This is a genomic window from Methylobacterium sp. J-043, assembly GCF_022829505.1.
Classification (GTDB): Bacteria; Pseudomonadota; Alphaproteobacteria; order Rhizobiales; family Beijerinckiaceae; genus Methylobacterium; species Methylobacterium extorquens_A.
The window spans coordinates 1-14,357 of sequence record NZ_JAKSYB010000074.1; the positions used below are offsets into that span (position 1 = coordinate 1).

At 69.9% G+C, this 14,357-nt stretch carries 19 protein-coding genes and 1 tRNA gene; 14 read left to right on the plus strand and 6 right to left on the minus strand.

The genetic code is table 11. From position 1 onward, the window contains the following. The 7 genes from MKK50_RS22620 to MKK50_RS22650 form a co-directional block, all read left to right on the plus strand. Positions 1-807: outer membrane protein (locus MKK50_RS22620; protein ID WP_499025411.1), on the plus strand; the 807-nt coding region annotated here is incomplete at its 5' end. A gap of 664 nt (positions 808-1,471) precedes the next feature. After that, positions 1,472-1,876 (plus strand): hypothetical protein, encoded by a 405-nt coding sequence (locus MKK50_RS22625; RefSeq protein ID WP_003605903.1) that lies wholly within the window; start codon positions 1,472-1,474, stop codon positions 1,874-1,876. A gap of 151 nt (positions 1,877-2,027) precedes the next feature. Next, positions 2,028-2,300, plus strand: a complete 273-nt coding sequence (locus MKK50_RS22630) for a hypothetical protein (RefSeq protein WP_499025413.1) — start codon at positions 2,028-2,030, stop codon at positions 2,298-2,300. Between the two features lie 62 nt (positions 2,301-2,362). Then, complete coding sequence (locus MKK50_RS22635) at positions 2,363-2,758, plus strand: DUF2934 domain-containing protein (protein ID WP_499025414.1); 396 nt, start codon at positions 2,363-2,365, stop codon at positions 2,756-2,758. 186 nt (positions 2,759-2,944) lie between these two features. Further along, entirely contained in the window at positions 2,945-3,235 is a 291-nt protein-coding gene (locus MKK50_RS22640; protein WP_499025416.1) for a hypothetical protein, read from the plus strand. A gap of 14 nt (positions 3,236-3,249) precedes the next feature. Continuing rightward, a complete protein-coding gene (locus tag MKK50_RS22645; RefSeq protein ID WP_499025419.1) occupies positions 3,250-3,921 on the plus strand; it encodes an HAD family hydrolase in 672 nt (223 codons plus the stop codon). A 147-nt stretch (positions 3,922-4,068) separates the two neighbouring features. Then, entirely contained in the window at positions 4,069-4,266 is a 198-nt protein-coding gene (locus MKK50_RS22650) for a hypothetical protein (RefSeq protein WP_253369981.1), read from the plus strand. Positions 4,267-4,394: 128 nt separating this feature from the next. Here MKK50_RS22650 and MKK50_RS22655 read toward each other — a convergent pair whose 3' ends face one another. Beyond that, entirely contained in the window at positions 4,395-5,084 is a 690-nt protein-coding gene (locus MKK50_RS22655) for an ABC transporter ATP-binding protein (RefSeq protein ID WP_499025544.1), read from the minus strand. Positions 5,085-5,285: 201 nt separating this feature from the next. Between MKK50_RS22655 and MKK50_RS22660 the strand changes: the two genes are divergently transcribed. From MKK50_RS22660 to rplA, 7 genes are all read left to right on the plus strand, one after another. Then, positions 5,286-5,936 carry an arylesterase gene (locus tag MKK50_RS22660; RefSeq protein ID WP_253369979.1) on the plus strand — a complete coding sequence of 217 codons (651 nt, stop codon included), beginning with the start codon at positions 5,286-5,288 and terminating at the stop codon, positions 5,934-5,936. A 7-nt stretch (positions 5,937-5,943) separates the two neighbouring features. Further along, positions 5,944-6,519 (plus strand): RNA 2',3'-cyclic phosphodiesterase, encoded by a 576-nt coding sequence (gene thpR, locus MKK50_RS22665; protein WP_499025422.1) that lies wholly within the window; start codon positions 5,944-5,946, stop codon positions 6,517-6,519. Between the two features lie 271 nt (positions 6,520-6,790). Then, a tRNA-Trp gene (locus tag MKK50_RS22670) sits at positions 6,791-6,867 on the plus strand. A 174-nt stretch (positions 6,868-7,041) separates the two neighbouring features. Further along, complete coding sequence (gene secE, locus MKK50_RS22675) at positions 7,042-7,344, plus strand: preprotein translocase subunit SecE (RefSeq protein ID WP_253369975.1); 303 nt, start codon at positions 7,042-7,044, stop codon at positions 7,342-7,344. 44 nt (positions 7,345-7,388) lie between these two features. Then, positions 7,389-7,922 carry a transcription termination/antitermination protein NusG gene (gene nusG, locus MKK50_RS22680; RefSeq protein ID WP_003597503.1) on the plus strand — a complete coding sequence of 178 codons (534 nt, stop codon included), beginning with the start codon at positions 7,389-7,391 and terminating at the stop codon, positions 7,920-7,922. A 228-nt stretch (positions 7,923-8,150) separates the two neighbouring features. Then, positions 8,151-8,600, plus strand: coding sequence for a 50S ribosomal protein L11 (gene rplK / locus MKK50_RS22685; RefSeq protein ID WP_003597508.1), 450 nt, complete (start codon positions 8,151-8,153; stop codon positions 8,598-8,600). A gap of 11 nt (positions 8,601-8,611) precedes the next feature. Continuing rightward, the gene (rplA, locus tag MKK50_RS22690; RefSeq protein ID WP_003597509.1) at positions 8,612-9,310 is read left to right on the plus strand and encodes a 50S ribosomal protein L1; all 699 of its coding nucleotides are present in this window, start codon (positions 8,612-8,614) and stop codon (positions 9,308-9,310) included. Positions 9,311-9,446: 136 nt separating this feature from the next. Here the strand turns inward: rplA and MKK50_RS22695 are convergent, their stop codons facing one another. The 5 genes from MKK50_RS22695 to MKK50_RS22715 all read right to left on the minus strand — a co-directional run bounded on the left by MKK50_RS22695 (position 9,447) and on the right by MKK50_RS22715 (position 14,275). Next, positions 9,447-10,685 (minus strand): cytochrome P450, encoded by a 1,239-nt coding sequence (locus MKK50_RS22695; RefSeq protein ID WP_499025423.1) that lies wholly within the window; start codon positions 10,683-10,685, stop codon positions 9,447-9,449. Positions 10,686-10,689: 4 nt separating this feature from the next. After that, the gene (locus MKK50_RS22700; protein ID WP_499025424.1) at positions 10,690-11,952 is read right to left on the minus strand and encodes an NAD(P)/FAD-dependent oxidoreductase; all 1,263 of its coding nucleotides are present in this window, start codon (positions 11,950-11,952) and stop codon (positions 10,690-10,692) included. After that, positions 11,949-12,170 (minus strand): ferredoxin, encoded by a 222-nt coding sequence (locus MKK50_RS22705; protein ID WP_253369969.1) that lies wholly within the window; start codon positions 12,168-12,170, stop codon positions 11,949-11,951. The genes MKK50_RS22700 and MKK50_RS22705 overlap by 4 nt, the downstream gene beginning before the upstream one ends. Before the next feature lie 156 nt (positions 12,171-12,326). Further along, positions 12,327-13,409 (minus strand): acyltransferase family protein, encoded by a 1,083-nt coding sequence (locus MKK50_RS22710; protein ID WP_499025427.1) that lies wholly within the window; start codon positions 13,407-13,409, stop codon positions 12,327-12,329. Continuing rightward, positions 13,406-14,275, minus strand: coding sequence for a glycosyltransferase family 2 protein (locus MKK50_RS22715; protein ID WP_499025429.1), 870 nt, complete (start codon positions 14,273-14,275; stop codon positions 13,406-13,408). The genes MKK50_RS22710 and MKK50_RS22715 overlap by 4 nt, the downstream gene beginning before the upstream one ends. Between the last annotated feature and the right edge of the window lie 82 nt (positions 14,276-14,357).

Here is a 14,357-nt window from a genome sequence, read left to right on the forward strand (position 1 = left end):
GCCGACCTCCCGCGCCGCGCGGCTCCCCCGCCGGTGTTCCAGCCGGTGCCGGTGTTCACCTGGACGGGCTTCTACGCCGGTTTCAACGCCGGTTACGGCTTCGGCACCCAGGACGACCGCGTCCCGACCGTGATCGGCGTCGGCCCGGCCTCCCTGCTCGTGCCCCCGGGCACCACGGCCGTGGTGGCCTTCAACAACCGCGAGTCCAACGAGGGCTTCGTCGGCGGTGGTCAGATCGGCTACAACTACCAGTTCACCCCGGGCTCGGGCGTCGTGATCGGCGTCGAGGCCGACGCCCAGTACGCCGATTTCGGCCGTGACCGGAACCGCTTCCTGTCGACCAGCCCGCTGGCCGCCCAGCAGGTGTTCAACCCGGCCGGTCTCTCGGGCCTCGACTTCTTCGGCACCGTCCGCGGCCGTCTCGGCTACGCCTTCGACCGCACCCTCGTGTACGGCACCGGCGGCTTCGCCTACGGTTCCGGCGGCGGTCGTGAGTTCGGCACCGGCGTGTCGAGCAACGACTTCCAGACCGGTTGGGCCGCTGGTGGTGGTATCGAGTACGCTCTCCCGACCGACTCGTTCCTGAACTTCTTCAAGTCGTCGGCCGTGACCCTGAAGGTCGAAGGTCTGTACGTGAACCTCGATCGCGGCACCGGCGGCCGTGGCGCCTTCGCCACCGACAACCAGGGCCGCACGGTCTCCGTGACCAGCCCGGGCGTCGTGCTCGTCAGCGGTGGCCAGCAGGTCCGCGAGACCGAGTTCGCCGTCGTCCGCGCCGGCCTGAACTACAAGTTCGGCTCGTACTAGTATCCGGAACTCCGGCGGTCCCTCACCGGACCGCCGGACCTCCCCCAGAAAAGCCCGGCTTCGCGCCGGGCTTTTTCGCGTGGGGTGGCTCGCCTCGCCGGGATGCCGCGGTTAAGGTCTTGTTGACTATCCCGGCCGATCCTGTTCGGCCCGGAAGCCCGCGATGCGGGAACCGGCGCCCGTAACCGCCACGGCGAGACCCGCGCATCCGCATGACAACCGGCACGACATCGGGCTGCACGGCACGAGGCGTCGCGCGGCGCCAGGCTTCGGCACGTCCGGGCCGGCTCGCGCTCCTCGGCGCGGCCGTGTACGGGATGGCCGTGTCTGGGTTTCCGTGCGGTCCAATTTCCGCTGTCCGGGCGGAGGAGCCGCTCTACCTGCGGATCCGTGCGAACCCGGAAGCCCGGCTCGCCGGGGCTTCGGCCTCCGGGAGTGCGGCCTCCGGGCCAACCGCCGCAGTGACCGCGCGCGAATCCGTCTGGGAGCGCAGCGACCGGCGCGCCCGGATCGCGATCGCTTCGGTTTGCACCGGATGCCTTCCCGCGCGTTCCAACCTGATTGCGGTCAGGCCGTCTTCCGTGGCGGACGCTGCGACCGCCGACATGCCTTCGCCGCTTTCGTCACCCTCTCCATCGCCCTTTGCACCGACAGCAGGTGACCCATGACCCAGGCCCATCCGACCACCGGCGCGACCGTCGATCCGGAATGCCCGGTCTCCCTTGAACGGCTCGGCGAAGTCTACCGCGCCGACGACTACGACCTGCCGTATATCCTCGAGGAGATTCCGGCGCTGACCCGCGCCAAGCTCGCCGCCTATCTGTATGGCAAGAGTCACATGCACCAGCTCGGCCTGAAGGTGGCCCGCGCCTGCGAGCGCGACGACCTGGTCCAGGCCGTGGGCGAGATCGGCTCGGTGATCTACGGCCAGTCCCGGCTGAAGCCCGCCCAGGCGGCGCCGGAGGTCGAGGTGCCGGCTGGGCGCGGCAAGGGCGGGCAGGCCGCCCCGCCGAAGAAGGTCAAGATCAGCCTGGGTGGTTCGGCCGCCAAAGGCCGCAGTTTCGATTGAGCCGCGATGCCTTCCCCGGCCGACCATGAGGCCGCCGGGGAGGGCTCTCGAACTTGTGTCTTCGCGTCGTTCCCAAGCTCGGCCATGCGCCGCTGCGGGCCGTCGTGACGGCATCAGATCGATGCCGTGTGACGACGAGAGGGCAGGTTCGATGTACGCAATGTGGTGGAAGCTCGGCCTCGACACGACCCTGCTCGCCTTCGAGGCACAGTCGGTGATCGCCCTGCGGATGGCCAAGCTCGCGGCCGGGGGCAGCGGTGCGCAGGTGGAGGCGCAGCGCATGGTGAGCGAGAAGGTGTTCGCCGCCAGCGAGGCGGCGATGCAGCTCGCGACGGGCGCCTCGCACGGCGCGGTGGTGGCCGGCTACCGCCGCAAGGTCCGTGCGAACCACCGCCGCCTCTCCCGCGGTGCGGAACGCGGTTAACCGCCCCTTAACCATGCGCTTCCATCGTTCGAACTCACGTCGGACGATTTCGGGAGAGCGGTATGGTGCTATGCGAGAACAGCGTGCGCGAGCGCGCCTACTACATCTGGGAAGGTGAAGGCCGGGTTTTTGGCCGGGCCGAGGCACACTGGCTTCAGGCGGAGTCCGAGCTGCGGCAGGCCCCGGTTGCGGCGCCGATCGAAGCCGAGGCGTCCGCTGCTCAGGCCAAGGTCGCCAAGCCCCGCACCGCCCGCGCCAAGGCGGCGGTGCAAGCCCCCACCGAGGCTCTGGCGAGCGTCGCCGCCAAGGCTGCCAAGTCCGCTGACAAGGCCAAGGCACCGGCCAAGAAGGCACCGGCCAAGGCCGCCGAGAAGCCCGCCGCCAAGGCGGTGAAGGCGGCACCCCGGGCCAAGTCGGCGGCCAGCCGTGGCGGAGCCGAGGCGGTCGTCCTCCACTGAGCCGCCCCTCAACAGATGCGGTTCGAGAGCCCGCCACCCTCCGGGGCCGGCGGGCTTCGCTTTTTGGGGCCCCTCCATGGAAAGTCGGGGCAAGAGAGCCCGAGACCCCGGAACGCGGATCAGGCTCGGCCGTTTCCTTTCGCGCTCCGCTGGCGGGGCGCTGCCACGATCGGGGGATGACAAGCGATGCGCGCGTTGATCGGACGAAGTGCGGCCGCCGTCTTCCTCGGCACGATGCTGGCGGCCAGCGCCGCGGCGGCAGGTCCCGTGCGGGCAGGTGACTCGTTCTCCACCGGCCCCGCCGTTCCGGCGGTAAGTGGCCAGGCGCCCTGGAACGCACCCTGGGAATACGATTCCGGCAGCGGCAACGACCGGCGCCCCGAACTGCCCTACTACCAGCAGGGTCGCGGCCAGCAGACCGGCGGGCCCGCCCGCAATCTCCTTCCCGACGACGGCCTCCAACTGTTTCCGCGCTGACGGTGCCCGATTCGATGTCCGCTCGCATCAAGGCCGTCGTCTTCGACATCGACGGCACGCTGCTCGACAGCGTCGATCTGCACGCTCGCGCCTGGGTCGAGGCTTTCGCGCATTTCGGGATCGAGACGCAGGAGGCCGACGTCCGCCGTCAGATCGGGAAGGGCGGCGACCAGCTCCTGCCGGTCTTCGTGGACGCGGACCGGCTCGCCCGCGAGGGCGAGGCGATCGAGGCCTACCGCTCGGATCTGTTCAAACGATCTTATCTCGCGAAGGCCAAGCCGTTTCCCGCGGTGAAGGACCTGCTCAGCCATGTGCGCGATGCAGGCCAGACCGTCGCGCTCGCGTCCTCCGGCAAGGCGGACGAGGTGGAGAACTACCAGAAGATCCTCGGCATCACCGATCTTGTCGATGTGGTCACGACCTCCGACGATGCCGACCGATCCAAGCCGCATCCCGACATCTTCGAGGCCGTGCTGAAGAAGCTTCCCGGCCTTCCCAAAGACGCGGTGATGGTGATCGGGGATACTCCCTATGACGCGCAAGCCGCTGCCGGCGCAGGGCTTTCCACGATCGGCGTCCTGTGCGGCGGCTTCCCCGAGGCCGAGCTGTCGGCGGCCGGCTGCATCGCGATCTACCGCGATCCGCAGGATCTGCTCGACGGCTACGCGCGCTCGCCGCTGGCCTGAAAACGAGCCGGCTTCAAAAACCTGTGAGGCGCGGCGCGGGCTCTCGAAGGAACCGCTAACTGCAAGCCGGCAAACCTATGGCCATGCGATTTGGAACCGTTTAAGAGCCCGCCCCGCGGGGAGCGAGCCCGTTTCCGGATGCGACTCATGCAGACCACGGCCGAGACGTTCATGGCGACCTCGAAATCGATCCAGCAGCAGGTTGCCGAAGCCATTGAGGACCGGGCCCTGCCGATCAGCCGGCTCCTGCGCCTGATGTGGGCCCTCGAGGCCGACCGCAGTGCCGCCAACCAGAACCTGCGGGCCCAGCTCCGAGCCCGGATCGGTGCCCCGCTGAGCGCCTGATTCTTTTGTTGGTCTGCCGCGCGGCTTGAGCTAGCGCGCGAACGGGCGACCTCAACGTTCGACAAACACTTGCCTTTCGGCGCCTGCCCGGCACCGGAAGGCATCGTTTTTCCAGGCCCCTTGTTCGTTCAGACCCCTTGCGCAGCCGGCGCTTCGATCCGGCCGGCGCGCAGGCGCACGGTGCGGTCGCATAGCCGGGCGAGGCCGGGATCGTGCGTCACCAGCACCAGGGTCGCGCCGCGGTCGCGCTTGAGCCCGAACAACAGGTCCACGATCTGCCGTCCCGTGGTCTCGTCGAGGTTTCCCGTCGGCTCGTCGGCGACCAGGATCGCCGGATCGGGCGCGAGCGCGCGGGCGATCGCCACGCGTTGCTGCTCGCCGCCGGAGAGCTGCGCCGGATAGTGCCGCAGCCGGTGGCCGAGCCCCACGGCCTCCAGTTCCGCCGCCGCCCGCCCGTGCGGATCGGAGGCGCCCGCGAGTTCGAGCGGAAGCGCCACGTTCTCCAGCGCGGTCATGGTCGGCACGAGGTGGAAGGCCTGGAACACGATGCCGATGTTGCGGCCGCGGAAGCGCGCGAGCCCATCCTCATCGAGCCCGCCGAGATCCGTGCCGGCGATGTTGACGCGGCCGGTATCGGGCCGCTCCAGCCCGGCCATGACGGTGAGCAGGGTCGATTTCCCCGAACCAGAGGGGCCGACGAGCCCGACCGCCTCGCCGCGCTCGACATCGAGCGAGATGCCGCGCAGGACATGCACCCGCGCGGGGCCGCGGCCGAGGCTCAACTCGATCTGCGACAGGGAGACGGCCTTGTTCGACATCAGGCACCGACCGATCTTGGCGGGGAAGTTGGCGAGCAGCTTGGCAACCACCCGGACATGTCCGAGCGAGAGGATAAGGTCTTGCACCACGCGAACGAAGCGGAAGCCGGACCCGGCAGGCTTGTGTCATGCTTGGGCGCCCGGCGCGAGGCGGACGGACCCGATGTGGGGCCGCACCATCCCCGGCGCAGGGCCGCGCTGATGCTCCTCTTCGCCGCAGCCACGCTCGTCGGCGCCGCGGGCCTGCTGCCCGGTTCCGCACGGGCCGAGCCGGCGCCGCTCAAGCTCGTCGCCTTCGGCGATAGCCTCACCGCGGGCTACCGCCTGCCGGCCGATGCCGCCTTCCCCGCGGTGCTGGAGCGGGCGCTGAAGGCCAAGGGGTACCGGGTCGAGATCGGCAATGCCGGGGTGTCGGGCGATACCAGCACCGGCGGGCTCGACCGGCTCGACTGGTCGGTGCCGGACGGCACGCAGGGCGTGATCCTCGAACTCGGCGCCAACGACATGCTGCGCGGCACCGATCCGGCGGTGACCCGCAAGGCGCTCGAGACGATCATCGTGCGGTTGAAGGAGCGGGGCATCCCGGTGCTGCTGGCCGGCATGCTGGCCGCGCCGAACCTCGGGGCGGAGTACCGCGCCCGGTTCGACGCGATCTATCCCGACCTCGCGGGGACGCACGGCCTCGTGCTCTACCCGTTCTTTCTCGACGGCGTGACGGGCCAGCGCGCCAACACCATGGATGACGGGCTGCACCCCACCGCCAAGGGCGTCGAGCGGATCGTCGAGGGCATCCTGCCGAGCGTCGAGTCATTCCTGGGTCGTCTGGGCCAGAGCCCGGAGAAGAAGGGCTGAGCCGACCATGCCGCGTCTGTTCACCGGCATCGAGATCCCGCCGGACATCGCCGAGCGGCTGTCGTTCTTCCGCGGCGGCCTGCCCGGCGCGCGCTGGATCGAGCCAGGCGACTACCACGTCACCCTGCGTTTCCTCGGCGACATCGACGACGTGATCGCCGCCGATGTCGATGCCGGCTTGGCGGAGGCGCGGGTGCGTGCACCGCTCACCGTGACGCTGGACGGGCTGGCGAGCTTCGGCGGCGACCGACCGCGGGCGCTCTACGCCTCGGTCGTCCCTACCCCGGAACTCATCGACCTGCAGGAGGAGCATGAGCGCATCGCCCGCCGGGCCGGGGCTGCACCAGAGCGGCGCAAATTTACGCCGCACGTGACCCTGGCCCGCCTCAACCGCGAGGCCTCCCCGGAGGCCGTGGCGCGCAGGCTGACGGAAGCGGGGGTGTTTCCCCGCCTGACCTTCACGGCGCGCCGCGCCGCCATCTTCTCCGCCCGCACCTCGCGCGGCGGCGGGCCCTACCTCGTCGAGGCGGCCTATCCGTTCGAGGATGCGGAATTCGAGCCGAACGAAGGAGAAGACCGGTAGCGTTCGGGCGCGCAATCAGGGCCATCGCTCGAAGCCGTTTTGGCGGCTTCGCGGTGCGAAAAGCGCCGCGCGGAGCGGACTTTTCAGGACTTGCGTCCTGAAAAGCATCGAGCGGGGCGAAAGCCTGAGCCCGCGGAGGCGGGCGCCGGCGACTGAGACATGCCAACAAACCAGGGAAATCGCTTCGAGCGATTGCCCTGGGCACGCAATCGTTCGCCCTTGCTTTGAGCGTCCGCTTGCGGCATGACGCGAACCGCGCCGCGCGCGCCGTAGGAGTGTAGCTCAACTGGTCAGAGCACCGGTCTCCAAAACCGGGGGTTGGGGGTTCGAGTCCCTCCACTCCTGCCACGGCGCACTCTGACCCCTGACCCGCGGCACCCCTTCCCGAACCCATCGACAAGCCGGATCACTTGCGCTAGAGCGGGCGCATTCCGAGATCCTCAGATGCTGTCGGTGTGGGACGCGCTAGTCCCCGCACCGCGATCGGTGGTTCCCGGAGCCCTGTCCGGTTTCAGTTGCGCCATGGCATCGAACGAAGCGACCAAGAAAGCCGACGCGGCGCGCGGACCCAAGCGCGGCACGGCGCCCGTTGCGCCCCAGCGGCCGACCCCGCCCGCGCGCCCCGCGCCGAAGCGGGTGGGCCCGGTGGAGTTCCTGGGCGAGGTGCGCGACGAGGGCCGCAAGGTCACGTGGCCGACCCGCAAGGAGACCACCGTGACCACCATCATGGTGTTCATCATGGTCGTGGTGGCGAGCCTGTTCTTCGTCGCCGTCGATCAGGTGATGCGCTTCGGCGTCGGCCTGATCCTCGGGATCGGCGCTTAAAGATCGTTTCAGGCGCTCCAAGGCGCCGAGGAGTTGAGAGACCCGTGTCGAAGCGCTGGTATATCGTCCACGCCTACTCGAACTTCGAGAACAAGGTTGCCCAGTCCATCAAGGACCAGGCGGCCCAGCGCGGGCTGACCGAGCTGTTCGACGAGGTCATGGTGCCGACCGAGAAGGTCACGGAAGTCCGGCGCGGACGCAAAGTGGACGCCGAGCGGAAATTCTTCCCCGGCTACGTGCTGGTGAAGTGCGACCTGACCGACGAGGTCTACCACCTCATCAAGAACACCCCGAAGGTGACCGGCTTCCTGGGCGCCGACAAGGCCAAGCCCGTGCCGATTCCGGACGCAGAGGCCGAGCGTATCAAGGGCCAGGTGCAGGAGGGCGTGGATCGCCCGAAGCACACGGTCTCCTTCGAGATCGGCGAGACGGTGCGCGTCTCCGACGGCCCCTTCGCCTCCTTCAACGGCACCGTCGAGGAAATCGACGACGCCCGCTCGCGCCTCAAGGTGGCGGTGTCGATCTTCGGCCGCGCCACCCCGGTCGAGCTCGAATACGGGCAGGTCGAGAAGGTCTGATTTTTTCGCGTTTTGCGATCGGTCGGCACTGACTGATCGCTGATTTTCCCGGCCTGCGGCTCTGTCGCGACCCGGAAACGGCGATGCTTTGTTAAGAGCATCGCCACACCCCCGCGGGAGATCCGCCCGGCTTCGCCTCCGGGATCGACGGATCGCACCGCGACCTGCAACCGCCCGTCCGTCCGTGCCTCGGCAGCCCGGCGACGCGCAATTCTTGGGAGCAGTCCCATGGCGAAGAAGATCACGGGCTACGTGAAGCTTCAGGTCCCGGCCGGCGCCGCCAACCCGTCGCCGCCGATCGGTCCCGCGCTCGGTCAGCGCGGCCTCAACATCATGGAATTCTGCAAGGCCTTCAACGCGAAGACCGCGCAGATGGAGAAGGGCACCCCGATCCCGGTGATCATCACCGCGTATCAGGACCGCTCCTTCACCTTCGAGATGAAGCAGCCCCCGGTCACCTTCTTCCTGAAGAAGGCGGTTGGCCTGAAGATCGGCAAGAAGCCGGCTTCCGGCTCCAAGACCCCGGGCAAGGGCCCGACCGTCGGCAAGATCACCGAAGCCCAGCTTCGCGAGATCGCCGAGAAGAAGATGCCCGACCTGAACTGCGACTCCGTCGATGCGGCGGTCGCGATGATCCGTGGCTCCGCGCGAGCCATGGGCCTCGAAGTCGTCGCGTAAGGGAGGGCGATATGGCACGCGAAGGAAAGCGCATCCGCGCCGCCCGCGAGGGTCTGGAGCCGATGAAGCTCTATGCCATCGACGAGGCGATCAAGCTGGTGAAGTCGAAGGCTTCGGCCAAGTTCGACGAGACCGTCGAGATCTCGATGAATCTCGGCGTCGACCCGCGCCACGCCGACCAGATGGTCCGCGGCGTCTGCAACCTGCCGAACGGCTCCGGCCGGACGGTCCGCGTGGCGGTGTTCGCCCGCGGCGCAAAGGCGGACGACGCCCGCGCAGCGGGTGCCGACATTGTCGGCGCCGAGGATCTCCTTGAGATCGTCCAGGGCGGCAAGATCGAGTTCGATCGCTGCATCGCGACCCCGGACCTGATGCCGCTCGTCGGCCGTCTCGGCAAGGTGCTGGGCCCGCGCGGCCTGATGCCGAACCCGAAGGTCGGCACCGTCACCATGGACGTGAAGGGCGCGGTCGCCGCCGCCAAGGGCGGCGCGGTCGAGTTCCGCGTCGAGAAGGCCGGCATCATCCACGCCGGCGTCGGCAAGGTGTCCTTCGACGAGCAGAAGCTCGTCGAAAACATCAAGGCTTTCGCCGACGCGGTCGCCAAGGCGAAGCCCACGGGCGCCAAGGGCACCTACATCCAGCGCATCGCCGTCACCTCGACGATGGGCCCGGGCGTGAAGGTCGAGCCGTCCACGGTTCTGACCGCGTAAGCGATCGTCCGAACGAACTTACGGGAAGCGCCCGGCCGAAAGGCCGGGCGCTTTTCTTTTTGAGTCTGCGATGATTCGAAGGGCAGCGTGCGCATCCCCTCGCCCCGCTGTGCGGGGAGAGGGAACCCGGCACCGGCTATTCGTCAGCTACGCCCTCCAGGGCCAGCCTCAGGTGCCGCGGCCCCCGCAGCGAGGCGCCCGGCCTGTAGGGCGGCGGGTCTTCGGTCAGGGACACGCCCTTCAGCCGCCGCACGAGGCTGACCAGGGCCACCTCCGCCTCGATCCGGGCGAGCGGCGCGCCGACGCAGTAATGCAGCCCGCCGCCGAAGCCGAGATGGCGGTTGTCGGGGCGGTCGGGGTCGAAGCGGTCGGGGTCGGGAAACCGCGCCGGATCACGGTTGGCGGCGGCGAGCAGAAAAATCACCGGCGCGTCCTTCGGGATGGTGATCCCGGCGACCGGGATGTCGGTGAGCGCGAGCCGGGTGCGGTAATGGACCGGCGGCTCGTAGCGCAGCAGTTCCTCGATCAGGCGCGGGGCGGTCTCCGGCTCGGCGCGCAGGCGCTCCCAATGCTCGGGGAAGCGCAGCAGCGTCAGCATGCCGTTGGTGATCAGGTTCACCGTGGTCTCGTGGCCTGCCACCAGCAGCAGGACGGCGGTGGCGATCAGGTCGAAATCGTTCATTCCCTCCTTATCGTTGGCGAGGTCGGACAGGATGTCATCCTGCGGGTCCTTGCGCTTCTCCTTGATCAGCCCTTGGAGGTAGTCGGCGATCTCGTTGAAGCAGACCTCGTTCTTGGCCTGGGTCTCCTCGTCGCCGCGCTGGTTCGGTTCCAGAGCCGTCGCGAGCTGCGTCGCCCAGCCGTGGAACTGCGCTTCGTCCTCCGGCGGCACGCCGAGCAGCTCGCAGATCACGGTGACGGGGAGCGGGTAGGAGAAGTCATCGACGAGATCGATGCGGGACTTTCCGCGCATCTTGCCGATCAGGTCGTCGGTGATCCCTTTCGTCTTCGCGCGCATGCCGCGCACCCGCTCGGGGGTGAAGCAGCGCATCACCTGGCCCCGCAGGCGGTCGTGGTCGGGCGGGTCGCGGAAGATGAAAGGGCGGTGGCGCTTGCGGATCTCGGCCCGCACCGGCCGCACCAGCAGGTCGGTGACGGGGTGCCCGGTCCAGCGGAACTTCTGCGGGTCGGGCAGGTCGTCCGAGCTGATCCGTGGATCGGAGATCAGCCGGGCCAGCTCGGCATGGGTGCTGACGACGTAGGTGCCGTCCTCCTGCCGCGCGACCGGCACCTTCCGCATGTCCGCGTAGAGCGGGTAGGGGTTCGCCCGGTGGGCGGGATCGAGGATCTGCTCGAACAGCGTGCTTCCGCTCACGGGATTATGGCTCCTGCACACGGATGCGGGGCTGATCGACGGCCGTCTCGATCGGCGGGAACGGGGTGCGCTCGCGGATCGCGGCCTTGTAGGCGGGCAACCAGCGGGCGCTGTCGAGGGCGGCGGCGGCGACGGTGCGGCCCGCTTTGCCGAAGGCGGCCACGAGGCGCCGCTCTTTGAGCGAGCCGTGCATCACCGCGAGGGCGTCGGCGCCCTCGGTCAGACCGACGAGCTTGATCGTCAGGCCGAATTGCTGCGACCAGAAATCGGGCAGGTGGTCGTGCCGGCGCATCGCCGAGGCGTCGCCCGCCAGCATGTTGGCGGCGGCGGTCTCGGCTTGCGTCCGGGCGTTGCCCCAATGCTCGACCGCCACCAGCGCGTCGTCGTCGTGCGGGTTCGGCCAGCGCGCCACGTCGCCCGCGGCGAACACGCCCTCGGCGACGCGGCCGTCGGCGCGGAGCGCACGGCAGAAGGCGTCGCAGCGCAGGCCCCCCGCATCGGCCTCGAGCCCGGAGCCGTCGAGCCACTCGACGTTGCGCAGCGTGCCGATGGCCGCCACGAGGCAATCGGTCTCGATCCGCTCGCCGTCCTTCAGGATCACGGCCGCGAGGCGGCCCGCTTGCCCCTCCATCCGCTCGATCTCGGATTCGAGGCGCAGATCGACGCCCTTCTCGCGCGCTACTTCGCCGATCAGGCCGCCGAGGCGGGAGCCGAGCGCGGCCGCCAGCGGGACGGCATCGCGCACCAGCAGGGTGACGGGAATGTCGAGATCGCGGCAGGTCGAGGCGACCTCGAAGCCGATGAAGCCGCCGCCGACGAGGACGACGCGTTGCGGCTTGGTCCGCAAATGCGCGCCGAGCCGCTCGGCGTCGTCGCGGGTGCGCAGGGTGAAGACACCGGCAAGCGCCGCTTCCTCCGGGTTGGGCCAGGGCCGCGCCCGGGTGCCCGTGGCGATCAGCAGCCGGTCGTAGGGCAGGCGGGTGCCGTCCTCGCATTCGACGACGCGCTCGCTCAGGTCGAGCCGGGTCGCCGGCCGGCCGAGGCGGAACTCCGCGTTGAGGTCGGGATGGCAGGGCAGGGTGGTGTCGGCGGAGTAGAGCCCGCGCAGCACCTGCTTGGAGAGTGGCGGCCGGTCGTAGGGCCGATGCGGCTCGGCGCCGACCAGGGTCAGGCTGCCGGCATAGCCCCGCTCTCGCAGGGCATGGGCGGCGGCATGCCCCGCCAGCGAGGCGCCGACGACGACGATGCGCTCAGGGTGTGTCGTCACCGGGCCTCTCCGGCCGCCGCGTCGGCGGCATCGGAGTGGGCGGTGATCGCCCGCACCGGGCAGGCGTGGATGGCCCGCTCGATCTCGCCGCGTGCGGTCTCGTCCGGGGAGGGGTCGTAGACCAGCGCCTCCCTGCCATGCAGGGCGAAGTGCCCCGGCGCCGCGTAGATGCACTGCGCGTAGGCTTGGCAGCGGTTGAGATCCACGACGACCTTCATGGTGGGCGGCGATCCGGGCTTCCGGGGGGAGGAATGGGCCCGAGGATACGGACCCGGCTCCGTAGCTAGGGTGCGCAGGGCCCCCCACCACGGCGGCGTGACGACACGCCTCGAGGATCTCAAACGCATCGGAGGCGCGAGAAGATCAATTTCGTTTCACGGACCCGCAGGCTCGATCGTCCCCAGCGTGCGCCGCCCGAGTGCCCGCGCCTTGAGCCGCAGGGCCGGCTTCTCGACCGCGTACCAGGAAACGGCGGCGGCGAGCCCGGCGAGCAGGAGCGCCGGCGTCAGCAGGGCCAGGGCGGAAGCCGCAGGCCAGAGCGCGTGCAGGCTCTGCTGGATCGGCCAGCCGTAGAGATAGACCCCGTAGGAGAGGTCGGCCGGCGGGTCGAGAGCCGGGCGGGCGAGCGGCGGCAGGAAGGCGAGCCAGATCGCCGCGTAGCTCTCGCCGAGGAAGAGCAGCGTCCGGGCGGGGGCGTGGCCCTGTAGCAGGAGGCCTGCGGCCAGCACGAGCAGCAGCCATGGCGTGAGGCGGATGGAATCGCGCCACAGGTAGAGGCAAGCCCCGGCGGCGAAGATCAGGGGCAGGCGCAGGGCCGTCTCGGTGCCCTTGGACATCTCGGGCCGGACCACTTCCAGACCGGCCAGCGCCAACGCGAGGGCCGCCGTGAGCGCCGGCACCGCCCAGCGCCGCCGCAGCAACCCGCACAGCCCGAGGGCGAGGACGCCGACATAGCAGATCGTCTCGTATTTCAGGGTCCAGACCGTGCCGAGCGGGCTGCGGAAGGGGTTGGCCTCGAACAGGCCGGGCAGGCTGGCGTTGCTCTTGAAGGACAGGAGCGTGCCGCGCACGAAGCGCCACAGTTCCGGTGAGGCATAGTACTCGGCGAGCGGCAGCCGGGTGAGGGCGCCACCGAGCAGCAGCGAGACCGCCAGGGTCGCGGCGACAAGGCCCGGCCCGATGCGCAAGGTGCGGGCGATGACGTAGTCACGCCAGCCGCGCCGGTCGTAGCTCATGGTGACGAGAAAGCCCGAGACGGCGAAGAAGCCGTTCACCGCGTGCTCGCCCAGCGAGAAGCCGGTGGCCTGAGCCAGCGGCTCGTCGAGCGCGTTGCCGGAGATGACGCTGAAGGCGTGGCTGACCACCACCATCAGGGCCAGCGCCAGTCGCAGGCCCGAGAAGGCGTTGTGTGGGCGCGCCAGCGCCTCCGCAACCGTCGGTCCCGAGAGCAGGCTCACGGCGTCAGCCCTTCGCGGGCGAGCGCGCTCTGCCCGCGAAGGGCGGCGAGCGCGCCCGCTGCCGAGCCGCCGTAGCGCTCCAGCCCCGAGCGGCGAAGGGCGAGGGCGGCGAGTGCCGCCTTCGGCGCATTCGTCGCCAACATGCCGGGGCTCGGATCGGGCAGGCCGTACTTCCGCGAGACGTAGGCCCGTGACCACGCCTGATGCCAGCGCGTGCGAAAAACCCGGCCCGGCGCCGGGGCCGAGGAGCGCCCTCGCCCGTGCAGGGCCACCGCGCCGTGGACGTGGACGAGCGCGCGCGCCGCATCGGCCACCCGGCGGCAGAGGTCGTCGTCCTCGTAGAACAGGAAGATGTTCTCGTCGAAGCCGCCGAGTTCGAGGAAGAAGGTCCGCTCGACCATCAGGCAGGCGCCCGATAGGAACGGGGCGCAGGCATCGCCCTCGGGGAGATCGCGCCGGCCCTTCGGATTGGTGAGGTAGGGCGCGAGCAGCGAGCGCGGCTGGTAGAAGAAGCGCCCGTCCGGCTCGTGGATGCGCGGCGCCAGGAGGCCGGCATCGGGCCATGCCTGCGCCGCCGCGAGGAGGGCAGCGGCGGCGCCCGGTTGCAGCACGAGATCGGGGTTGAGGATGAGGACGTGCCGGGCCCCGTCCGCGGCGCGCACGCCGACGTTGTTGGCCCGCCCGTAGCCCTCGTTGCGCGGGTTCGCGATCACCCGCGCGCCGTGGACTTGCGCCACCGCGACCGAGCCGTCGCGGCTGGCATTGTCGACCACGATGGCCGGGACGGTTTCGCGCGCGAGCGCCGCGAGGCAGGCGGGCAGGGCGTCCGCACTGTCATGGCTGACGACGATGGCGGTCAGCGACATGCGGCCGCCCGCAGATCGGTGAGCATGACCCGCTCGCCGTCATCGCGAGGCAAAGCCGAAGCGATCCCGCGCGCTGCCTCCG